Source organism: Brevibacterium pigmentatum, assembly GCF_011617465.1.
In the GTDB taxonomy this organism is placed as follows: domain Bacteria; phylum Actinomycetota; class Actinomycetes; order Actinomycetales; family Brevibacteriaceae; genus Brevibacterium; species Brevibacterium pigmentatum.
The window spans coordinates 1,370,706-1,392,043 of record NZ_CP050153.1 but is presented as its reverse complement, the minus strand read 5'-3'; the positions used below and the strand labels follow the sequence as shown (position 1 = coordinate 1,392,043).

The following is a 21,338-nucleotide window of genomic DNA, read 5'->3' as shown; positions in this document are numbered from 1 at the left end:
AATGGGCGGCAGACCCGAACCGAGGTCAGTACCCGAGTTTGGCGTTCGTGAGCACCGGAACCGTCTCCGCCGCGGTGTCGGCTGCACCGAGGTCGACCTCGACGATCTCGAGGCGTTCGGCACCGTCGAGTGAGTTCAGCACCTTGCCGAGCGGGTCGGAGACCAGGCTGTGGCCGACCCCGGTCGGTCCCTTCTTCGGGACGGGAACCCCGGTCACCTCGGGGTCGGCTTGGCCGAGCGCGGCGATGAACATGTTCGAGTCCAGCGCCCGGGCGCGGGCCAGGATCTCCCACTGTTCGGCCTTGCGCGGTCCCGCACCCCACGAGGCCGCCACGACGGTCAGTCGTGCACCCCGGCGGCTGAGTTCGGCGAAGAGCTTCGGGAACCGGATGTCGTAGCACAGGGCCAGGCCGATGTCCTCGCCGTCGACGGTGAAGAGCACCGGTTCCTCCCCCGCTTCGACGGTGTCTGACTCTTTGAATCCGAAGGCATCGTAGAGGTGGATCTTCGCGTAGTCGCTGCGGTCCCCGGAAGGAGAATAGACGGCGAGCAGGTTGATGACCTTGTCCTCAGTGGTCGCGAATTCGCCGACGACGACGGTGATTCCGGTTTCGACGGCCAGCTCACTTAAGCCTCTCCGCCACGACTCTGCGTGCTCCTCGGCGATCGAGCGCAGTCCGGATCCGAACGCCGACATCGTGGCTTCGGGGAAGACGACGAACCGGGCGCCTGCCGCGGCCGCTTCGCGGGTGTAGGTGCGGACCTTCTCGAGGTTGTCGGCCACCTCGGTGGTGGTGTTGATCTGAGCGAGCGCGAACTTCATTCCCATCCTCCCGTCGTTTCCCTCAAGGCTATCGCGACCACCCCTCCCCGTTACTACCTGACGGCGGCTCAGCAACCTGGCGCGAGGTTGCTGAGCCGCCGTCAGGTAGCAATAAGGGGTGTCAGGTGAGGTATTCGCGGCCGGGGCGACCGCCTCGGCGACGTCCGTGCACCCACACGTACACGCCGATGGCGACCACGACGAGTCCGGCGCAGACCAGGAACATGCCGTTTCCACCGGTGAACGGGTAGAGGAAGCCGAGGACGACGGGGCCGATGCCGGACCCCGCGTCGAGGAGCAGGAAGAACGACGCGGTGGCGACGGGGACGCGGTTCATCGGCACGGATTTGACGGTGATGGCCTGCATGCATGGCATCAGGGAGCCGAAGCCGAGACCGATGAGCACTCCGGCTAGGACGATGCCCGTCATCGTCGGCCACAGCGCCAGCAGGACGTTGCCGGCGATATCGGCGATGAAGACGGGGAAGATCACCGCATTGTCACCGAGCGTGTCCTGCAGCCGGCCGACGAACAGGCGGGCGAACAGCGACGCCACGGCGAAGGCCACGAAGAACAGGGACGCGGCCGAGGCGACGCCGTGTTCGGCCGCATATCCGGCGAGGAACACCAGCGCCGCGGCGTAGGCGGTGCCCGCCAGAAGCATGACCGAGCCGATCCGCAGTCCGTCCCGGTCGACGAGGGTGCCGAGCTTGAGATGCCATTTCGTCCGCCGCTGGTAGTCGCTGATCTCCTGCACCGGAAGCCGAATGAGGAGACAGCAGATGAGGGCGAGGACGGACATGAACGCCGAGGCGACGAAGAGCATGACGAAGTCGAACTCACGGGGCAGGATGACCCCCAGGTACGGTCCGAGCGCCGTCGACAGGGTCGTCGCCGTGCCGAAGTATCCGGTGCCCTCGCCTCGGCGAGAGGCGGGGATGATGCTCTGGATCGCCGTCATGATCGCCGTGTTCCCGGCACCGAAGGCGATTCCGTGGACGATGCGCAGCGTCAGCAGCAGAGTGAGGTCGCCGGCGAAGATATAGGCCAGTGAGGCGAGCACGGAGACCGCCATGGTGATGATGAGCAGCTTGCGGCGACCGATGAAGTCGAGGTACTTGCCCGTCAGCACGCGAGCGATCACGGCACCGACGACGAACGATGAGGAGGCGAAGCCGGCAGCGGCCTCACCGGCGGAGAACCGTGCCACCGCGTACCCGGCCATCGATGTCATGAGCAGGTAGAAGACCATCGACATCGTCAGGTTGAGCCCGATTCCGACGATGAAGTCCTTCGTCCACAGCTTCGCTCGTGCCACGGGAATTCGGTCTCTCTTTCTGCTGTCGGCGGGGAACAGTGACACATTAGCGGGTTCCCCGCGATTGCGCGGTCCGGTCCACCGCGAATGTGACTCAGCTCGCGATAGGGTGGTTATCATGACTGAGAAGAGAACCCCCTCCGCCGTCGATGCGGTCGCCGAAGACTACGTCGATGACATGCTCGCCCTTTCCCCCTCGCTCGCCCTCTACCTCGGACTCGACGGTGCGCAGGGCTTCGACGACTTCTCTCCGGCCGGGCTCTCCGCGGTCAACGAGGTCACCGTCCGGACCCTGGCCCGCCTCGATGAGGTTGAGGCCGGCTCCGACCTCGACGATGTCGACCTCGTGACCATCGACGCGATGCGTGATCGTCTCGGCGTCGATCGGGACTATTTCGCCGCCGGGATCAAGCACGCCAGCCTCAATGTCATCGAATCCCCGCTGCAGCAGGTCCGTGACTCCTTCGACCTCATGCCCACGGAGACCACGGCCGATTGGGAGACGATCTCGACCACTCTGGCCGCTGTGCCCGGCTCGCTGGCCGGCTACCAGGAATCCCTGGCGATGGCGCGCGACAACGGTCGCGTCGCCGCCCGCATCCAGATCGAAAAGGTCATCGAACAGGCTCGCGCCCTGGCCGAACCCGGCAGCAGTTTCGATCGTCTCGTCGCCCGCGCCGATGTTCCCGACGCCCTGCAATCGGACCTCGACACCCACGCCGAGGCGGCTCGTGGGGCCGCCGCGGACCTGGCCGATTTCCTCGGCGAGCAGCTCCTTCCCTCCGCCGGAGACGACGAAGCCTGCGGTCGCGAAGCCTATGCACTGTATTCCCGCGACTTCCTCGGCGCCGAGGTGGACTTCGACGAAACCTATGCCTGGGGGCTCGAGGAACTCGAACGCATCGATGCCGAACAGCGCGAAGTGGCAGCGAAGATCATGCCCGGTGCCGACCTGTTCGAGGTCATGGTCGCCCTGAACAACGACCCGCAGCGGACCCTCCACGGCACCGAGGCACTGCGGACCTGGATGCAGGGAGTCGCCGATGAGGCGATCCGCGAACTCGGCAAGACCCATTTCGATATTCCCGAGCCCGTGCGCACGATCGAGTGCATGATCGCGCCGTCTGCCACCGGCGGCATCTACTACACGGGCCCGACCGATGACTTCTCCCGCCCCGGCCGCATGTGGTGGTCGGTGCCCGAAGACGTCACGGACTTCGCCACCTGGCAGGAGAAGACCACCGTCTACCACGAGGGAGTCCCCGGCCACCATCTGCAGATCGGTCAGGCCACCCATGTCTCCGAGACCCTCAACCGCTGGCGCCGCCTCATGTGCTGGGTGTCCGGGCACGGTGAGGGATGGGCGCTGTACGCGGAGAAGCTCATGGCCGACCTCGGATTCCTCGACGACCCCGGCGACTATCTGGGCATGCTCGATTCGCAGCGGCTGCGGGCCGCCCGCGTCGTCCTCGACATCGGCTTCCACCTGGGCCTCGAGGCTCCGACGAGCCTCGGCGGAGGGACCTGGAACCGGGAGAAGGCCTGGCAGTTCCTCACCGACAATGTGGCCATGGACCGGTCGTTCCTGGCTTTCGAGCTCGACCGCTACCTCGGCTGGCCCGGACAGGCACCGAGCTACAAGATCGGTCAGCGGCTGTGGGAGCAGTACCGCGACGAGGCGAAGGCCGCGGCAGGAGCCGATTTCGACCTCAAGGACTTCCACACTCGGGCGCTGGGTCTCGGCTCGGTCGGGCTCGATACCCTGGGCCGCGCAATGAAGCGCTCACGGTGAGGTGAGAGACCGGATGAAGTCAGCTGAGAGCCCCCAGTCGGAGACCATGCGGGTCACCGAGGCGCTGCGCAATGAGATCATCGAAGGCCACCGGCGACCGGGTTCGCGGCTCGTCGAACGCAACCTCGCCACCGAGCTCGGAGTCTCGAGGGTGCCCATCCGCGAGGCGCTGAAGAAGCTGGCGTCGGAAGGTCTGGTGACGAACCGGCCCAATACCTGGTCGACGGTCAGGGAGTTCTCCCCCAGCGATATCGCCGACCTCAACGAGGTGCGCACGGTCTTCGACGTCCTCTCCTTCGAACTCGCCGCTCAGCGCCATACCCGGGAAGGACTGGCCCGGTTGGAGGCCACGATGCTCAAGGGACGGGAACTCGCCGAGGCGGGAGATGTCGCCGGCGCCCATCGCTGTGCCGCGGAATTCCATGCCATCGTCATCGAGCTCTCGGGCAATGAGCTCCTCGGTGAGATCGGCGCCCTGCTGGATTCACGGATGCGGTGGCAGCTGAGCCAACATGATGACCTTGCCGTCGTCGCCACCGAGCATGCCGAACTCTTCGACGCCATCGCCCGCCGGGATCAGGCGCTGGCCGGGTCACTGGCCGGCCGCCACCTGGGGACGAGCCAGGAGCAGCACGACAAGCATTCGAAGCGTTTGGCCGAAGCCGGCCCCGAGGAAGCTCAGGCCGAACCTGCTGCGGCCGAGTCCGTCGCGGTCCCGGCCGCAGAGGATGCAGAGCCTGCCGCAGCGGATCCGGCCGACGTCGACTGACCGAGCGGCCAGCCGCTGAGCTTCTTCTCACGGGCAGGCGCATAGGTGCGCACCTTCGACGTGCTCAGCCCCAATCCGACGAGGGATTCGGCCAAACGCACGGCGGCCGCCACCCCGTCGACGACGGGAACGGAACAGCGCTCCGTGATCGTCGCCCCGAGCTCGGCCATCCCACCGCAGCCGAGCACGATGACCTCGGCACGGTCACGGTCGACCGCCTCGGCGGCCTGATCGGTGATCGCCTCGATCGCAGCCTGCGGATTCTCTTCGAGCTCGAGCACGGCCATTCCCGAAGCCCGCACGGACACGCAGTGGGAGTCGAGACCGGCCAGCAGCAGTCGATCCTCGATGAGCGGAAGGGTCCGGTCGAGCGAGGTGACGACGGAATAGCGGCGGCCGAGGAACATCGCCAGGGCCGCCCCCGCCTCGGTGATGTCGACGACGGGCACATCCAACAGCTCCTGCAGGCCCTCGCGGCCGTGCTCTCCGTACCCGGCCTGGATCACGGCGTCGAATTCGCCGGGATATTTCAGGACGGCGTCCATGACGCCGAGCGCCGCGAGATGGCTTTCGACGTTGCCTTCGCAGGATTCGGCTCCGAATTCGGGGGTCAGACCGATGATCTCGGTTCCCGCCGAGGCGGCCTGCCGTGCCACGCGGGCGATGCCCTCGGTCATGGACTCGGTCGTATTGACGTTGACGACGAGGATTCTCACGATTCGGCTCCGATCAGTGATGGGTCGGGACGGCGATCTCCTCACCGTCGACCTCACGGAAGGTGAAGTCGCGGCGGGCGATGACGAAGTAGATGAGCGCGGCGATCGCGGCCCCGGAGAACCAGGAGAACTCGGAGATGCCGGAGAACGCGGGTACGAGTGCGAAGACCAGTGAGATCGCCGAGGCGGGGATGAAGGCTCCGATGGCTCGCCAGTTGACGCCGCGGTGGTAGAAGTATTCGCCGTCTCCGGCCTCGGTGTAGAGCTGGGGCACATTGACCTTCGTTCTGCGCACCACCCAGTAATCGACCATGATCACGCCGAAGAGGGGTCCGAGCAGGGCGCCGAGTCCGCCGAGGAAGTAGACGATGACCACCGGTGAGTCGTACAGGTTCCACGGCAGGATGACGAAGCCGATGACGGCGGAAATGATGGCGGCGCTGCGGAAGTTCAGGTGGCGCGGGAACAGGTTCGTCAGCGCATAGGTCGGGGCGACGAAGTTCGCCATGAGGTTAACCGCGACGGTGAGCAGGAGCAACGACAGGGAGGCCAGCACGAGCAGGATCGGGCTGCCGATGGATTGGACGATATCGGCCGGTGAGGTGATGACGGTGCCGTCGATCTTGTACTGCGCGCCGGCCAGCGAGATGACGACGAGTCCGAAGACGAGCATATTGACCGGGATGCCCCAGAAGTTGCCGACGACGATCGACCCCCGCTTCTTCGCGGCCCGCGTGAAGTCGGAGAAGTTGAGAACGAAGGTGCCGTAGATGGACACCCACAGCGCGCCGCCGCCGAAGATATGCCTCCACATCTCCCAACCGCTGAGCGCGTCGTCGGTCGACCAGGCGATGGAGAAGTCGACGCGGATGAGCATCCAGACGGCCAGGGCGAGGAACGTCACGAGGATGATCGGTCCGGCGATGGCTTCGTAGCGACGGATCATCTCCATCCCGTAGCTGACGATGATCACTTGGATGACCCACAGCAGAGAGAAGGAGAACCAGCCGAGTCCGGAGAGTCCGAGGAACTCCGCATCGGCCCACGACTGGAGTCCGGGGAACATCGTCAGCAGCATGACGTTGAGGACGCTCGAGGCCAGGTAGGTCTGGATGCCGAACCAGGCGATGGCGACGATTCCCCTCACCGAGGCGGCCAGCTGAGCCCCGTGGATGCCGAAGGAGATCCGGCTCATCACCGGATAGGGCACACCGGTCTTATACCCCATGAGGCCGGAGAGGGTGAGCAGGAAGAACAGCAGAGCGGCACCGACGAGGAGGGCTACGAGGATCTGCCAGGCACCGAGGCCGAGGGCGAAGAGTCCGAGCGCGAACCCGTAGTTGCCCAGGGAGTGCACGTCGTTGGCCCACAGGGTGAAGACGCTGTAGGCCGTCCAGCTGCGCCCCTCCTTGCGGGCCGGGGCGAGGTCCGCATTGTAGAAGCGCGGACTGATGCGATGCGCCGCCAGCTGTTCGGGGCTGGGCCCCAGTCGCCTGGGCACAGGGGCCTCCGCGGATTCGGTCTTCCTCATGCAGTCCACTCCTTGGATCCGGTCACAGCCGAACTGGGATACCAAAAAAGTAAACACAGCACTGCGGCACCGATAATCTGACCGGTTCAGAGTAACCCAGCCCACATGATCCCCGCAATGAGCGGAAAGGACTGATTTGGCTACCGCCCGCCGATACACGCCACTTCGCTGGAGTTGAGCGCGATGTCGAGTCAGACGCAACACGCTTGACGCGGCATCTCCGAAAATGGAATACCATTCAGCTCCTGCCGCCCGTCTCAGCTGGTCACATGAGGTGCCGTCTCCACCCTCAGTCTTCGTGTTCGACGTCCTTGGCGGTCGGGTCCCATGCCACGATGCCGACGGCGATCGCACCGGCCAGCGGTGCGCAGGCGACGATCCAGAACACTCCCGTGCCGAGAGAGGCCGCGAGTATCGGGAACATGATGAGCGAGACGATCGAGAAGGCGCGCAGGACGGATTGGTTGAAGCCGATGCCGATTCCGCGCAGCCGAGTCGGATAGGACAGGGTCGCATAGTTCATGAGGTTCGCGCCCGGTCCCCCGGCCTGGGCGAAGACGAAGGCTGCGAGCATGGCCACGGCGACGAGGACGAGGGCTCCGTTCGGGATGCCCACGAAGGCCAACGTGCCCAGCGCCGCGGCCTGGATCACGAATCCGAACAGGGTGATCTTCCGGGTGCCGAGGCGATTGACGATGCTCATGCCCAGCAGTCCGCCGATCGTTCCGAAGCCCAGGTTGATCACCAGTGAGGCGATGATCGTGATCAGCGGCGTCTGGTGGAAGAGCGTGGTGATGATGAGCGGAGTGCCGTAGGCGACGGCGTTGTATCCGAAGGTCGAGAACACGGAGACGCAGAGGGCGACGATCGTGCGCACCCGGTATCGCGGGGAGAAGAGTTCGGCGAAGCCGGCCCATCGTCCGCCCTTGGCCGGTGCGGCGGAGACATTCGGGGTTTCTCGCTCCTCGGCGGGGGCGAGTTCGACATTGAGGTTGTGGTGGCTGCGCATCACCTCGACGGCGCCGCGCAGATCGCCCTGATTGGCCAGCCATTCTGGCGATTCGGCAAGGTACCGGCGGCGGACGAGGAGGACGATGAGGGCCGGCACAGCACCGAAGCCGACGACGATGCGCCACAGGATCGCATGCTGCTCGTAGGGCAGGGTGATGAAGATGATGAGCACGATGACGTAGCCCATACCAGTGGCGAAGTACCAGGCCGGTGACCAGGCGTTGACTCGCTGCGAACGGTTTCCCTTGCCTTTGAGCTTCGAGAATTCGGCGAGGAACGCCATCGCCACCGGCAGGTCCAGCCCGACACCGATTCCCATGACGAAGCGGAAGGCGATGAGGACCCACTCGTTCGGTGCCACGGCGCAGCCGATTGCGGCGACGACGAAGAAGACCATATCGGCCATGAAGAGCCGGTAGCGCCCGAACCGATCGACGAGGTAGCCGCCGAAGAGTGCGCCGATGACGGCTCCGACCATGATCGAGGCGTTGACGAGTCCGGTCATGAAGCCGTTCAGGCCGAACTGCTCCTGGATGGCGGTGATGCCGAAGGCCAGGGACGAGAAGTCGTAGGCGTCCATGAAGATCCCGCCGAGGGCGAGGATGATCACTGCCGTCGTCTTCGTCCCCTGGGACCCGAATTCAGCGAGGATCGAGTGGATATCGGACGCCGAGGAGACGATGTGCGGAGCCTGCGTCGCCGCCTGCCCGTTCCGGGAGGATGGTGTCTGTGCCGCGTTCGCGGCGGGATCTGTCGAAGTCACAGTCGACAAGTATCCGACTCCCGCAGCTGATCTCCGACGTCCATTGTCATACTTCGTCACCGACTGAGTGCCGTGCCACCGGGTCGACGAACGGCCGCAGACCTCGATGGTCCACGACCGTTCCCGGACGCCTAAGTCCCTGTTCGATCAGACGCGAGCACCCTCGCCGAGGCGGTACTTGGCACCCGTGTGATCGTCGGCCAGGCGGGGTCCGCCACCGGTGAGCTGTTCGCGCACAGTGGCACCGGCGACCGGTTCGGGCAGGAGCCCGCGCCGGCGCAGCTCCGGCGAGACGTACTTCGTGAAGCGTTCGGCATCGGCCGGGCGCACGGCCGCAGCGATGTTGAATCCGTCGATGTCGGCTTCGTCCATCCACCGCTGGAATTCGTCGACAATGGTCTCCGGCGATCCGGTGATGACCGGTCCGCGTCCACCGAGGGCGACGAACTCCGCGAGGTCCCGGATCGTCCACGGCTTGTCCCCGGCCATGGTGGTGAAGGACGCGAGCGCGGACTGATTCGCATCGGTCGACACGTATTCGAGGGTGTCATCGGGTGAGGCACCGGACAGGTCGACGCCGGTCCATCCGCCGAAGAGGGACAGCGCGGATTCGGTGTCGACGTAGCGACGATAGTCGGCGAGTCGCGCCTCGGCGGCGTCGTCCGTGTCGTCGACGATGACGGTGGCCAGGGCGAAGATCTTCACCGCGTCGCGGGCGCGTCCGCGCTCTTCGAGTCCGTCCCGGACCTTGTCGACCCAGCTGCGCAGGATCTCCGGTGTCGGCCCGGAGAAGAAGATCGCCTCGGCGTGGTCGAGCGCGAATTCCTGCCCGCGCTTGGATGCGCCGGCCTGGAAGAGCAGCGGGGTGCCCTGCGGTCCGGGCACGGCGAGCGCCTGACCGGGGACGGTGAAGAACTTGCCGTCGTGGTCGATGTCGCGCACCTCGTTCGGGTCGACGAAGACGTTGTTCTCGGCATCGGCCTTGAGCGCGTCCGGAGTGATCGAGCCTTCGAACAGTTTGTACATGACCTCCATGAACTCGTCGGCCCGGTCGTAGCGCTCGTCGTGCGGGATCTGGCCCTTGAGCCCGAGGTTGCGGGCGGCGGAGTCGACATAGCTGGTGACGATGTTCCAGGCCACTCGACCGTTGGTGAAGTGGTCGAGGGTGGTCAGGGTGCGAGCGAGCAGGTAGGGCTTCTCATAGGTCACCGAGGCGGTCACGCCGAATCCCAGCGTCTTCGTGGCTGCGGCCATAGCCGGGACTGCGACGAGGGGGTCGAGCAGCGGGAACTGCACTCCCCCGCGGGTCGTGACGTCGGCGTTGCCGCCGTACACGTCGTAGACGCCGAGGATGTCAGCGAGGAAGAGCGAGGAGAATCCGCCGTCTTCGAGGGTCTTGGCCAAATCGGTCCAGAAGGACAGCCGGGTGAAGTCGTCGACCCGTGATTCCGGGTGGCGCCACAGTCCGGGCGACTGATGGACCGGGGTCATCATGTCGAAGGCGTTGAGCAGAATCGGTTTCGTCATGGGTGTCTCCTAATCGTGGTGGTGCGATGAGCGTGGGCCGACGAAGCGGCGGGTGAGTTCAGTCCGCGTCGCGTGCGAGCACTCGGGCTGGATCTTTTGCGCCGATGGCGGCGATGAGCGAGAGGACGCACAGCAGGGTGAGGTAACCGCAGATGAGCCAGGGCGAGTGCCCTCCGGCGACGTAGAGCAGGGCTGCAACCATCGGCATGATTCCGCCGCCGATGACGGTGCCCAGCTGGTAGCCCATATTCACGCCCGAGTAGCGGACCTCGATGGGGAACTGTTCGGCGAACCACGCGGCCTGCGGGCCGTAGATCGCATCGTGGGCGAAATTCATGCCGAGGATGACGATGATGGGCAGGAACGCCAAGGGGCCCGAGTCGAGGAAGGCGAAGAAGATCCAGCCGAAGACGGCGACGCCGATGATGCCGCCGATGCTCACGCGTTTGCGACCGACCTTGTCCGAGGCCCACCCCCAGAGAGGCCCGGTGAACAGTCCGATCGCCGAGGCGATCATGACGGCCGTGACACCCGAGGTCGAGTCGCCGCGGTTCTCCGACAGGTAGCTGAGCATGTAGACGGTGATGAGGTAGAAGACGCTGTTCTGCGCCAGGCGGAGTCCGATGGTGACAAGGAGGACCCGTGGGTGTTTGGTCAGCACGTCGCGCAGGGGCGCCTTGGCGACGTTGCCGGAGGCCTTGAGCTCCTGGAATTCCGGAGCATCGGAGACGCCGAGGCGGATCCAGAGTCCCAGCGCGACGAGCAGAGCGGAGGCGAGGAAGGGGATGCGCCAGCCGAAGGCTTCGAACTGTTCGTCGGTGAGCAGGCTCTGGACGGTGAAGAAGGCGCCGGTGGCCAAAAGCATTCCCGCGGCGGAGCCGATCTGGGTGAAGGAGCCGAACAGTCCGCGCTTGCTCGCCGGTGCGTGTTCGACCGAGAGCAGTGCCGAGCCGCCCCATTCCGCTCCGGCTGAGAGTCCCTGCACGATGCGCAGGACGACGAGGGCAGCAGCTGCCCACCAGCCGATCGCGTTGAAGTTCGGGACGAGTCCGATGAGCGTCGACGCGATTCCCATGGACAGCAGGGAGACGACGAGAAGAGCCTTTCTGCCCACCCGATCGCCGAGATGGCCGGCGATGATGCCGCCCAGTGGTCGGGCGAAGAAGCCGACGGCGAGGCTGGCGAAGGCGGCGAGGCTGCTGCCCAGCTCACTGTGGCTGGGGAAGAACTGGACATTGAAGATCAGGGCTGCTGCGGTGCCGTAGAGGTAGAAGTCGTACCACTCGATCGTCGTTCCGGCGAAGGCCGAGGCGAGCACCCGCTTCTTTCCCGACAGGAGCCGCTGCGGTGGGTCCTGGGTTCTCGGTGCGGTGACCGAAGTCTGCGTCATGTGATGCTCCTCTGCGGCGGGGTTCGGGCGGCTCGCGGCCAGACGAGTCCGTGTTTCGCTGAGCAATCTATGCCCGGACGTCGCCGGCACCTCCGCTTTTGTGTCACGTCCTGACGCTCAGCGTCATATGTGGTCATAAGTCGTCTTCGTATGACCTTGGCCACGATGGAAACGCTTCCGCTTTGCGATGATCGACTTCATAGGCACTCGCAGACGACCTCGTCGACATTGTCTGCTCAACAGATCAGCAGGCGCCCGAGACTCTCGCCCGAGACTCCGACGACCACACGAAGACAGAGGTGAAGGAATGACGCTCTTGGCAGACCCCACCACACAAGCACCGGCACCGGTGACCCCCGCAACACCTGAGACCCTCCGCGAGACCTTCTCCCACTTCCCTCAGGGCGTCGCCTTCATCGGCGCCGAGGTCGATGCGGCGCCCCTGGGCCTCGTCGCCTCCACCCTCACCGTCGGCGTCTCCCTCGACCCACCGCTGGTCAGCGTCGCGATCCAGAACTCATCGACCACCTGGCCCACCCTGCGCCGGGCGCCCGAGCTCGGGATCTCCCTGCTCGGCACCGACCAGGAGCACCTGGCCAGGCAGCTGGCAGCGAAAGACCGCAGCCGACGCTTCACCGGCGTCAGCCCCGAAGTCACAGCCGGAGGCGGACTGACGATCCCCGGCAGCTCCGCATTCCTCTGGACCCGTCTCTACGAAGAGGTCGCAGCCGGTGACCATACCGTGGCCCTGCTCGAGATCCTCGGCACCCGCAACGACGACGGACCCGAGGCTCTGGTCTTCCACCGCAGCGAGTTCAAAGGCCTGCGCGTCTCCTGACCCTGCATGACCACGGCGCCCCACCCTTGACTCTGATTCGAACTCATGTTCGAATGAAGTCATGCGGTGGAACGAAGCGAGTGACGGCACCGGCTCGAGCCCCCCGGTCCTCTTCGGAACGAAGGGACTGATCCGGTCGGTGCAGACGCCGGAATTCTCAGGAATCACCTTCCACGAGGTGCTGGCGAAGTCCGCTCTCAACGGCGTCCCGCGATCGAGTTCGATGCCGTTCTCCTGGACGGTCAACCCCTACCGCGGCTGCTCGCACGCCTGCGTGTACTGCTTCGCAAGGAACACCCACCGCTACCTCGATCTCGACTCCGGGACCGACTTCGATCGCCAGGTCGTCGTCAAGGTCAATGTCGCCGAAGTCCTCGCCGCCGAACTGGCACGCCCGAAGTGGGCGCGTGACCATGTCGCCCTGGGCACGAACACCGACCCCTATCAGCGGGCCGAAGGCCGCTACTGCCTGATGCCGGGAATCATCACTGCCCTGGCCGAGCAGTCGACACCGATGTCGATTCTGACCAAGGGCACACTGCTGCGCCGCGATCTGCCGCTGCTGGCCCGCGTCGCCGAAGACGCTCCGGTGGAGATCAACATGTCGATCGCCGTCCACGACGACGCCCTGCAGCAGAGCATCGAGCCCGGCACCCCGACGACGAAGGCCCGACTGGCCACCGTACGCGCGGCCGCCGAGCTCGGATTCGACGTCACCGTCTTCATGATGCCGATCATGCCGAAGCTCACCGACTCCCGCGACCACCTCGAGTCCGCACTCCGAGCAATCAAGGACGCGGGTGCCGCACGAGTCGTCTACGGAGCGCTGCACCTGCGCCCCGGCACCCGCGAATGGTTCTTCGAATGGCTCGAACGCGAACACCCCGAGCTCCTCCCCCGCTACCGCACGATGTATGCCCGGTCCCCCTACGTGTCGAAGGAGTATCGACGATGGCTCGGTGAGCGCATCAACCCGCTCATCGACCGCTTCGGACTGCGAGGCCGCAGCGATGACGATTACCCGGCGACCTCCCGGATGCGCGGGCGCAGGGAATCGAACCGAACCCCGCATCAGACAAACCTGCAGACGGCACCGGCCCAGCAGTTCGCCGCCCCGGCGCAGCAGGCGCTGTTCTGAATCGGACCGGAATATCCGCGCGTCGGGCGCGGTTGCCATTGATATGAAGATTGAGATCTGGTCGGACATCGCCTGCCCCTGGTGCTATATCGGAAAACGTCGCTTCGAGGAGGCCCTCGATACATTTGCCCACAAGGACGATGTCGACGTCCAATGGCGCAGCTTCCAGCTGGACCCGAGCCTGCCCGATCACTTTGACGGCACCGAGACCGAATACCTCAGCCAGATGAAGGGCATGCCCGCCGCTCAGGTGCGGCAAATGTTCGACCATGTCACGCAGCAGGCCGCCGCAGTCGGTCTGAACTACGACTTCGATTCGATCGTCGTAGCCAACAGCTTCACCGCCCATCGCTTCCTCCACTTCGCCAAGACTCACGGGCTCATGTCACAGGCCAAGGAAGCTCTGCTGTCGGGGCACTTCGAGAAGGGGCGCGACATCGGTGACATCGATTATCTCGCCGAGGTGGGGCGTGAGATCGGCCTCGACTCCGACGAAGTCCGACGTGTCCTCGCAACCGATGAGTACTCCGAGGAGGTGCGGTCCGATATCAATGAGGCCCGCTCGCTCGGCGCCAACGGCGTCCCGTTCTTCGTCATCGACCGCAAGTACGGCATCTCCGGGGCACAGCCGGCCGACGTCTTCACCCAGGCCCTCGAGACGGCATGGGATGAGGGCCAGAAGCTCACGGTGCTCAGCGGCACTCCGCAGTCAGCGGGCAAGGACTTCGCTGTCGGCGCCGCCTGCGGCCCCGACGGCTGCAACTGACCAAAACACCCCTATTGCTACCTGACGGCGGCCCAGCAACCTCGCGCGAGGTTGCTGGGCCGCCGTCAGGTAGCAATAGCAAGAGGTCCGGGCGGGGCTGTCAGCTGATCAGAGCAGGGGAACGCTCGGGTAGCGCACGGCACCGTCCGGGTCGGTCACCGGTGCCCCGAGCATTCCCGCCGCCGCATCGATGAGAAAGCGGCCGACCTGTTCCCAGCTGCCCTTATTGGCGTCTTCATTCATCTTCGCCTCCTGGTCGGCGCAGACGCCGACGACCATGCTCCCCAGCAGATAGGCGCGACCGCGCAGAACCCCTTCGGGGATCCCGTCGACCGCTCCGTTGATGAATCGCAGGTCATCGGGCAGGTTCGCGTCCGCGACGACCTCCTTGGCCACTTCGACGGCGGACGGAACCGCCGAGAGCTGTGACATGAACTGCGCGCGCCAGCTCGGCTTCGGAAGGCCGTCGAACAGTTCGAAGAGCGGCCGCAGACGAGCCGTGACGAGTTCATGGATGTTCGGCGAGTCGCCCAGCTGCGCCCTCAGCTCATCCCTGCGGCGGGACATCTCCTCGTTATGGCGCTCGACGAGTGCACGCAGCAGCCCGTCACGACCGCCGAAATGATAGGCGACGGCCGAATGGTTTGCGGCACCGGCATGTTCGACGATGCGCCGATTCGATACCGCATCGATCCCATTGCGCGCGAACAGCTCTTCGGCGGCATCGAGCAGCGCATCCCGCGCCCGGTCTCTCTGACTGGTCATTCCCTCATCGTTCCATTCGCTCCCGAAATCACAACATCTCGATTTTACGATATTAAGTCACGTGTCTTGAACTGGCGAAGTTCACGGTGGTCGACGAGGATCACACGACTTCCGATCCGCCAGGGGGAAGACAATGTCCGATCGCCAACCACAAACGAGAAGAGAGGCCCTCGAGTCCGAGCACCCGGTCTCCGACTCCGAGGCCGGCGCGACGCAGACTGCAGAGGACGAGGCTGCGGCCAAACGCGCGAAAGCCGAATTCATCGGCCGCACCGTTGCGATCTTCATCATGCCGCTCATCTTCGTGGGGATGATGATCACGAGGTACCTGGGAACGATGCACTCCCCGGAGGCCAACGACAGGCCCGTCGTCGTGGCCGGCTCATCGGACAAGGCCGATGATGCGACGTTCGCGATCAACGGCGCTGAGCCCGACGCCTTCGACATCGAGTCCACCGACAACGTCTATTCCGCACGCGAAGACGTCTCCGATCGGGACGCCTCGGCGGCGATCATCGGCGAAGGCGATACGGCAACGATCGTCACTGCCAGCGGTGCCGGGGTCCAGCAGGCAACCACCGTCGAACAGCTCGTGCGTCCCGCGCTCGAGGACGACGGGCTGAAGGTCACCGCCGAGGACATCGCCCCGCTGCCGGACCGCGACCCGACGGGAATGGCGGCGATGTTCCTCATGACGTCCACCGTCATGGCCGGATATATGCCCTTCAGCGTCCTGCGGTCGAACTCCCCCGAACCGCTGAAGTTCAAACGCATCGTGCCGATGCTCGCCGGCTGGTCGGCCGCCATCGCCGGTCTCGTCTGGACCGTGGCCTGCCCGATCCTCGACGTCGTCGACGACACGGTGGCGGTGCTCGGCATCGCCTGGCTGGGCGTCTTCGCGATCTCCGCAGTCCTGCTCTTCATCACCCGCCTCGTAGGCGCTCTGGGCGTGATCCTCGGAATCCTCTTTCTCATGGTCCTCGGCATGCCGTCATCGAATATGGCGATGCCGGTGTACAGCATGCCGAAGTTCTTCCGCTTCACCCACGAGTTCCTGCCGATGCCGGCGATCGGCGAGTCACTGCGCTCCGTCCTCTACTTCGACGGAAACGGGGTCACTGGACACCTCTTCGTGCTCGCCCTCGGCGCGGTGGCCGGTCTGCTGCTGACGAAGTTTTATGACCACTTCTACGCCAAGCGCAATGAACACCCTGTGCCGCTGGATGTCAATGTGGCAGCGATCCACGGCGGCCGGAGACCGGATCCGAAGCTCATGCGCTACATTTCGCTGACCCTCTTCCCGCTGGCGATGGTGACCATGATGATCACGTTCATGCTCGGAGCGATGCATTCGCCGACGCCGAAAGACATGCCGGTCGCGGTCGTCGGGTCCTCGGTCGAACAGGCCGAAGACACGATCAAGCAGCTCGATGAGCAGATGGACGGAAAGTTCGAGTTCACCGCGCTCGATGACAAGAGCGAAGCCCGTCGGCTTGTGGAGAACCGCGATGAGGTCGCCGCGCTCGTCCTACCCAGCGAGAAGAATCCGGATTTCGAGCTCTTGGCCAACCAGGCCGGCAACAACGCTTCCTACCGTGTGGCCGTACAGGTCTTCGAACAGGTGGCTCAGGCGCAGGACTCCGATCTCACGGTCGACGACCTGAAGCCCTTGCCCGATCGGGACAAGAACGGCGTGGTTGTGATGTACGTGGCGATGGGATGGATCCTCGCCGGCTTCATGGTCGTCATCGTTGCCGCTAACGCCAACCCGTGGACCAGGCCGCTGAAGCGGATGCTGCCGATCATCGTCGTCTACGCACCGTTCATGTCGCTGGTCGTCGCGCGACCATCGCCGGTCCGATCACAGGAGCCGTCGACGGGCATTTCTCGGCGCTGTGGGGCGCCGGCATCATCGCCATCGCCTGCATCTCCATGTTCGCCATGGTCTTCGAAAGGCTCTTGGGCATGTTCGCGATCATCCCGGTCATCGGCACGCTCATGTTCGCCGGCGTGCCGTCGTCGAACGGAGCCCTCTCGCAGTATATGGTGCCGAAGTTCTTCGCCACATTGCACGATTTTCTGCCGATGACCGCCTCGGTCGAAACCATCCGCTCCATCCTGTATTTCGACGGCGATGTCGTGACCGAACATCTGCAGGTCATCGGCCTGTGGGGACTGGTGTCGCTGGCTCTCGTCTTCCTCATCGATGGCATCAAACCGCCGCGCACGGCCCATGATTTCGGCAATCTCCACCTCGAACGCGAGCGAGAGATCGCCAAGGAACAGCGCAAGCAGGCACTGGCGTTGGGCATGTCGCCCTCCCAGCTGGAGACCGATGCAGAGGCGGACGACCACGAGCCGTCGCACCACGACGATTCCCACCAGACGGTCCAGGGGTCCGTCGTCGATGAGGATCCTGAGGACCGCGATTCGTCCCGCAGGGCCCCGACCGCCGGCGACGGTCTGACCCACAACCGTGAGTCAGAGGACGAGAAGATCCCCTCCACAGTCTGACCTGCTACCTGACGGCGGCCCAGCAACCTCGCGCGAGGTTGCTGGGCCGCCGTCAGGTAGTAATTGGGGGTTGTTCGTTGGGTGTGGGGCTATGGTGAATGCACTATGGTCAACTCCTCGTCGTTTGAGAACATCCTGGGCAGCGCAGGACTGCTCCAGGCCGGTCTGCTGCTGGCCAGCTTCGTCCTGTGTTCCCTCATCGGCTTCGAGCGGCAGTTCAGGCAGAAGGCCGCCGGGTACCGCACCCACGTGCTCGTGGGCATCGGCACCTGCGCTTTCACTCTGATCTCCGCGTATGGATTCGCCGGAGTGCTCGAGAACGACGTCCGCCTCGACCCTTCACGGATCTCCGCGCAGATCGTCTCCGGAATCGGCTTTCTCGGCGCCGGAGTCATCTTCAAAGGACGCAACATGGTCCGCGGACTCACCACCGCCGCAACGATCTGGGTCACCGCGGCCGTCGGAATGGCCTGCGGTGCGGGAATGCTGCCCTTGGCCGCGATGCTCACTGCTCTGCACCTGTTCACGCTGTTCGTCATCGCGCCTCTCATCCGCAAGATCCCCAACAGCGACCATCGAAAACTCCTGCGCATCACCTACCACGACGGGGCCGGTGTCCTCCGCGAGATCCTCGCTCTGGCCGGTCGAATGGGTTTTGCGAATACGATCGTCGATTCGCGCCGCTTCGAGTCCCCCGACGAGACGCGGATGGTGCAGGTCGATGTGAGGTTCGACGGAAAGCGGCCTCTGCACCTGCTCGTCGCCCCGCTCATGGAACTGAGCGGCGTCGATACGGTGAGCATGCGCGAAGACCGCGTCCACTCGGTCGATGACGACGGCGATTCCGTCTGAGCAGCCGACGAACTCAGAAATCGACGCTGGAGATCACTGCTTCGATTCCGGCCCGGACCCGCAGCCGGGAGGACTCGCCGAAGACGGTCGACTGGACGACGGCCCCCTGGATCATTGCCAGCAGCCCGGGCACCATTGCCGCGGCACGAGCCCGCGCGCCTTCAGCGTCCGCTCCCCGCTGATCCTGCAGATAGGCGGCAAGATAGACGGTGAATTCTTCGATGAGCGCCTCGAATATCCCACCGGCGAAATTCGCGAACTCCTTGTCGTAGGAAGACTCTCCCCAGACCTGAACCATGACCGAGGCGAACGGATTGTCGATGAGCAGGGAATCGATGAGCTCGACGAACACCTCGGCAGGAGCTGTCACCTCACTTCCGGACTTGGCCGCCTCGAGCACCGCCATGCGCGGCTCCATCACCCGGCGGGCGACGTCGATCATCAGGTCGGCCTTCGACGCGTAGTAGACATAGACCGCTCCGGCCGACAGCCCCGCTTCCTTGACTATATCGGCCATCGACGCACCGGCGAACCCCCTGCGCACGAAGCAGGCCAGCGCCGCATCCTGAATCCTGGCACGCATCGCACTCCTGTGCTCCTCGGTGACCTTCGGCATATCTCCCCCAAAAAACGAATGACCATTCTTGATATATCGTAGCGGACGGTTTCATAATGAACGAGTATTCGTTTTCGATGATTGGACAGACATGCCGACCCAGATACGCAGCAGAGAAGGCAAGGCCGACCACTCGGCGGTGAGCGAGACACCGGAGAAGGCGGCGCAGGCCGCTCCCCCACAGTTCGGACGCGCTCCTCGTCGCCGTCCTCGCCGCCGCCGTCGTCAGCCTCGTCATGCTCGCCTTCAGCTGGCCGACCGTGACCTCGGACCCCAACGACCTGCCGATCGCAGCGGTCGGAGACGAAGAGCAGATCGACCAGATCGTTGAGAACGCCCCGGACGGCATGCTCGATCTCAAGACCGTCGACTCACGCGCCGAGGCGGTGAACCTCATCGAACAGCGAGAGGTCTACGGCGCCTTCGTCCTCGAGGACGAACCGGAGATCCTCATCGCCAAGGCCGCCTCCCCTGCTGTCGCGCAGCAGCTCAGCGGAATCGGCACCCAGATGCAGCACAACATCGACCAACAGGCGATCTCGGGCCTCAAGGCAGGCACGAAGAAGATGCAGGAGCAGATGCAGAAGGCTCTCGAGGCCGCTGCCTCCGGTCAGGCCCCGCCGCAGGGCAACCCGGCCGGAGACGGCGCCGATCCGGCCGCCTCGGCGACGGAGGTTCCGCAGGTGAAGATCACCGACGTCGTGCCGCTCTCCGACGACGATCCCTCCGGTGCGGGCCTGGCCATCGCGGGTCTGCCGTTGACCCTTGGCGGCATCGTCGGCGGTGTGCTCACCAGCATGGGCATCCGTTCACGGCGGATGCGCCTGGTCGGCACCATCGTCTACGGAGTCGTCGGAGGACTGGCACTGGCCCTGATCATGCAGACCTGGTTCGGGATCCTGCAGGGGAACTTCGCGATCAATGCCCTGGCGATCGGCTTGTCGATCGCGGCCACGGTCGGCCTGATCAACGGCTTCGTCTCCCTCATCGGACCTGCCGGCATCGCGTTCGGTGCAGTGCTCACCATGCTCATCGGCAATCCGATCGCCTCGCTCAATCAGCCGAAGGAGTTCCTCGCCGGCTCCTGGGGCGATATCGGTCAGTTCTTCGTGCCCGGAGCGGCGGGCACGCTGCTGCGCGATCTCTCCTACTTCCCTGACGCGCCGTCGGCTCTCCAGTGGTGGGTGCTCAGCGCTTGGCTCGTCGTCAGCATCGCGCTCATCCTCGTCGGCCACGTCATCGCCCACAGGAAGGCGCACACGGCCGCCCGCTGACAAGCTGCCGCGTCGTCGGACTCCCATCGATCCTGGTCTTCACTCTATGTGAGGACTAGGCTCGGTGGGAGTCTGTGGTTTCTTCTGTGGAACCGAGAGGATGACATGGTGGCATTTTCCGATGTGACGATCTGCCGCACCTGCGGGGTGGAGACGACGACGCCTCCACCACAACTGTGTCCGATCTGCGAGGACGATCGGCAATGGGTTCCTGCCTCCGGCCAACAGTGGACGACTCGGGCAGACCTCGAATCCGAATGCCACCGCATCACCACCACGGAGCGGGAACCCGGTCTCTTCGCCATCCGCGTCGAACCGAAGCTCGGGATCGGGCAGACCTGCTATCTCGCGTGCACCGAATCCGGCAATGTGCTCTTCGATGTCCCCGCCTATATCGACGCCGAGGCGGTCGCGGCGGTCCGGGACCTCGGCGGAGTTGCGGCGATCGCCGCCAGCCACCCGCACATGTTCGGCACCCAGTTGGAATGGAGTGCCGCATTCGATGGAGCTCCCGTCTTCGTGTGCCGGGCCGACCTCGAATGGGTGCAGCGGACCGGCCGGGCCGTCTGCCCCTATTTCCACGAGGCGGAGCCGGTGCCGGGGGTGAGGCTCCGGAGGACGGGAGGTCATTTCCCCGGCAGTGCGGTGGCAGTCTGGACGGGCGCCGACGGCGCCGGGGTCATGCTCAGCGGCGATTCGATCGGTCCGGTGGCGCGATCGGGGTGGGTGACGTTCATGCGCAGCTTCCCGAACTATCTGCCGTTGTCGGCCACGGTCGTCAGGCGCATCGCCGCCTCGGTGATCGATCTCGACTTCGACCGCATGTACGGCAACTTCGGTCAGTCGATCGGTTCCGGGGCACACTCTGCAGTGCAGACATCGGCGGAACGCTACGCAGAATGGGTCTCCGGCGACCACGATCACCTCACCTGAGT

General features: G+C 64.9%; 19 protein-coding genes. 10 read left to right on the top strand and 9 right to left on the bottom strand.

Annotated features, from left to right (window positions below; all coding sequences use genetic code 11):
• Positions 1-25: 25 nt before the first annotated feature.
• Together GUY30_RS06230 and GUY30_RS06225 are read right to left on the bottom strand one after the other, a co-directional pair.
• Positions 26-823 (bottom strand): carbon-nitrogen hydrolase family protein, encoded by a 798-nt coding sequence (locus tag GUY30_RS06230; RefSeq protein ID WP_167195100.1) that lies wholly within the window; start codon positions 821-823, stop codon positions 26-28.
• A 121-nt stretch (positions 824-944) separates the two neighbouring features.
• Positions 945-2,141: an MFS transporter gene (locus GUY30_RS06225; RefSeq protein ID WP_101555156.1), complete on the bottom strand. Its 1,197-nt coding sequence runs from the start codon at positions 2,139-2,141 to the stop codon at positions 945-947.
• 118 nt (positions 2,142-2,259) lie between these two features.
• Between GUY30_RS06225 and GUY30_RS06220 the strand changes: the two genes are divergently transcribed.
• Both GUY30_RS06220 and GUY30_RS06215 read left to right on the top strand, forming a co-directional pair.
• A complete protein-coding gene (locus GUY30_RS06220; protein WP_167195097.1) occupies positions 2,260-3,933 on the top strand; it encodes a DUF885 domain-containing protein in 1,674 nt (557 codons plus the stop codon).
• Between the two features lie 13 nt (positions 3,934-3,946).
• Positions 3,947-4,702 carry a GntR family transcriptional regulator gene (locus tag GUY30_RS06215; RefSeq protein ID WP_167195093.1) on the top strand — a complete coding sequence of 252 codons (756 nt, stop codon included), beginning with the start codon at positions 3,947-3,949 and terminating at the stop codon, positions 4,700-4,702.
• On the opposite strand, the gene GUY30_RS06210 is transcribed toward GUY30_RS06215, so the two are convergent.
• The 5 genes from GUY30_RS06210 to GUY30_RS06190 all read right to left on the bottom strand — a co-directional run bounded on the left by GUY30_RS06210 (position 4,612) and on the right by GUY30_RS06190 (position 11,640).
• Entirely contained in the window at positions 4,612-5,418 is an 807-nt protein-coding gene (locus tag GUY30_RS06210; RefSeq protein ID WP_167195090.1) for an aspartate/glutamate racemase family protein, read from the bottom strand. The two genes, GUY30_RS06215 and GUY30_RS06210, sit on opposite strands and share 91 nt — an antisense overlap.
• Before the next feature lie 13 nt (positions 5,419-5,431).
• Positions 5,432-6,949, bottom strand: coding sequence for an NCS1 family nucleobase:cation symporter-1 (locus GUY30_RS06205; RefSeq protein ID WP_167195087.1), 1,518 nt, complete (start codon positions 6,947-6,949; stop codon positions 5,432-5,434).
• A gap of 289 nt (positions 6,950-7,238) precedes the next feature.
• Entirely contained in the window at positions 7,239-8,723 is a 1,485-nt protein-coding gene (locus tag GUY30_RS06200; RefSeq protein WP_167195084.1) for an MFS transporter, read from the bottom strand.
• 147 nt (positions 8,724-8,870) lie between these two features.
• A complete protein-coding gene (locus GUY30_RS06195) occupies positions 8,871-10,250 on the bottom strand; it encodes an LLM class flavin-dependent oxidoreductase (RefSeq protein WP_167195081.1) in 1,380 nt (459 codons plus the stop codon).
• Between the two features lie 58 nt (positions 10,251-10,308).
• Entirely contained in the window at positions 10,309-11,640 is a 1,332-nt protein-coding gene (locus tag GUY30_RS06190) for an MFS transporter (RefSeq protein WP_167195078.1), read from the bottom strand.
• 307 nt (positions 11,641-11,947) lie between these two features.
• Here GUY30_RS06190 and GUY30_RS06185 point away from each other — a divergent pair, with 307 nt between their 5' ends.
• The 3 genes from GUY30_RS06185 to GUY30_RS06175 all read left to right on the top strand — a co-directional run bounded on the left by GUY30_RS06185 (position 11,948) and on the right by GUY30_RS06175 (position 14,382).
• Entirely contained in the window at positions 11,948-12,478 is a 531-nt protein-coding gene (locus GUY30_RS06185; protein ID WP_167195074.1) for a flavin reductase family protein, read from the top strand.
• Positions 12,479-12,539: 61 nt separating this feature from the next.
• Positions 12,540-13,616, top strand: coding sequence for an Rv2578c family radical SAM protein (locus GUY30_RS06180; RefSeq protein ID WP_167195071.1), 1,077 nt, complete (start codon positions 12,540-12,542; stop codon positions 13,614-13,616).
• A gap of 43 nt (positions 13,617-13,659) precedes the next feature.
• Positions 13,660-14,382 carry a DsbA family oxidoreductase gene (locus GUY30_RS06175; RefSeq protein ID WP_167195068.1) on the top strand — a complete coding sequence of 241 codons (723 nt, stop codon included), beginning with the start codon at positions 13,660-13,662 and terminating at the stop codon, positions 14,380-14,382.
• 108 nt (positions 14,383-14,490) lie between these two features.
• On the opposite strand, the gene GUY30_RS06170 is transcribed toward GUY30_RS06175, so the two are convergent.
• A complete protein-coding gene (locus GUY30_RS06170; RefSeq protein WP_167195065.1) occupies positions 14,491-15,147 on the bottom strand; it encodes a TetR/AcrR family transcriptional regulator in 657 nt (218 codons plus the stop codon).
• Between the two features lie 133 nt (positions 15,148-15,280).
• Between GUY30_RS06170 and GUY30_RS06165 the strand changes: the two genes are divergently transcribed.
• The 3 genes from GUY30_RS06165 (at position 15,281) to GUY30_RS06155 (ending at position 18,513) form a co-directional block, all read left to right on the top strand.
• Entirely contained in the window at positions 15,281-17,236 is a 1,956-nt protein-coding gene (locus GUY30_RS06165) for an ABC transporter permease (RefSeq protein ID WP_167195062.1), read from the top strand.
• Complete coding sequence (locus GUY30_RS06160; RefSeq protein ID WP_167195059.1) at positions 17,233-17,661, top strand: hypothetical protein; 429 nt, start codon at positions 17,233-17,235, stop codon at positions 17,659-17,661. The genes GUY30_RS06165 and GUY30_RS06160 overlap by 4 nt, the downstream gene beginning before the upstream one ends.
• 105 nt (positions 17,662-17,766) lie before the next feature.
• Positions 17,767-18,513, top strand: coding sequence for an MgtC/SapB family protein (locus GUY30_RS06155; RefSeq protein ID WP_167195056.1), 747 nt, complete (start codon positions 17,767-17,769; stop codon positions 18,511-18,513).
• 13 nt (positions 18,514-18,526) lie between these two features.
• Here GUY30_RS06155 and GUY30_RS06150 read toward each other — a convergent pair whose 3' ends face one another.
• Entirely contained in the window at positions 18,527-19,096 is a 570-nt protein-coding gene (locus GUY30_RS06150) for a TetR/AcrR family transcriptional regulator (RefSeq protein WP_228281751.1), read from the bottom strand.
• Between the two features lie 269 nt (positions 19,097-19,365).
• On the opposite strand from GUY30_RS06150, the gene GUY30_RS06145 reads away from it, so the two are divergent.
• Both GUY30_RS06145 and GUY30_RS06140 read left to right on the top strand, forming a co-directional pair.
• Positions 19,366-20,403: an ABC transporter permease gene (locus GUY30_RS06145; RefSeq protein ID WP_167195051.1), complete on the top strand. Its 1,038-nt coding sequence runs from the start codon at positions 19,366-19,368 to the stop codon at positions 20,401-20,403.
• Positions 20,404-20,508: 105 nt separating this feature from the next.
• Complete coding sequence (locus tag GUY30_RS06140) at positions 20,509-21,336, top strand: MBL fold metallo-hydrolase (protein ID WP_167195047.1); 828 nt, start codon at positions 20,509-20,511, stop codon at positions 21,334-21,336.
• Positions 21,337-21,338: the final 2 nt, after the last annotated feature.

Coding starts and splice junctions, on each gene's coding strand:
- GUY30_RS06230 (WP_167195100.1), bottom strand. CDS start 823: ATGAAGTTCGCGCTCGCTCAGATCAACACCACCACCGAGGTGGCCGAC.
- GUY30_RS06220 (WP_167195097.1), top strand. CDS start 2,260: ATGACTGAGAAGAGAACCCCCTCCGCCGTCGATGCGGTCGCCGAAGAC.
- GUY30_RS06215 (WP_167195093.1), top strand. CDS start 3,947: ATGAAGTCAGCTGAGAGCCCCCAGTCGGAGACCATGCGGGTCACCGAG.
- GUY30_RS06205 (WP_167195087.1), bottom strand. CDS start 6,949: ATGAGGAAGACCGAATCCGCGGAGGCCCCTGTGCCCAGGCGACTGGGG.
- GUY30_RS06195 (WP_167195081.1), bottom strand. CDS start 10,250: ATGACGAAACCGATTCTGCTCAACGCCTTCGACATGATGACCCCGGTC.
- GUY30_RS06190 (WP_167195078.1), bottom strand. CDS start 11,640: ATGACGCAGACTTCGGTCACCGCACCGAGAACCCAGGACCCACCGCAG.
- GUY30_RS06185 (WP_167195074.1), top strand. CDS start 11,948: ATGACGCTCTTGGCAGACCCCACCACACAAGCACCGGCACCGGTGACC.
- GUY30_RS06180 (WP_167195071.1), top strand. CDS start 12,540: ATGCGGTGGAACGAAGCGAGTGACGGCACCGGCTCGAGCCCCCCGGTC.
- GUY30_RS06175 (WP_167195068.1), top strand. CDS start 13,660: ATGAAGATTGAGATCTGGTCGGACATCGCCTGCCCCTGGTGCTATATC.
- GUY30_RS06170 (WP_167195065.1), bottom strand. CDS start 15,147: ATGACCAGTCAGAGAGACCGGGCGCGGGATGCGCTGCTCGATGCCGCC.
- GUY30_RS06165 (WP_167195062.1), top strand. CDS start 15,281: ATGTCCGATCGCCAACCACAAACGAGAAGAGAGGCCCTCGAGTCCGAG.
- GUY30_RS06160 (WP_167195059.1), top strand. CDS start 17,233: ATGACCGCCTCGGTCGAAACCATCCGCTCCATCCTGTATTTCGACGGC.
- GUY30_RS06155 (WP_167195056.1), top strand. CDS start 17,767: ATGGTCAACTCCTCGTCGTTTGAGAACATCCTGGGCAGCGCAGGACTG.
- GUY30_RS06150 (WP_228281751.1), bottom strand. CDS start 19,096: ATGCGTGCCAGGATTCAGGATGCGGCGCTGGCCTGCTTCGTGCGCAGG.
- GUY30_RS06145 (WP_167195051.1), top strand. CDS start 19,366: ATGCTCGCCTTCAGCTGGCCGACCGTGACCTCGGACCCCAACGACCTG.
- GUY30_RS06140 (WP_167195047.1), top strand. CDS start 20,509: ATGGTGGCATTTTCCGATGTGACGATCTGCCGCACCTGCGGGGTGGAG.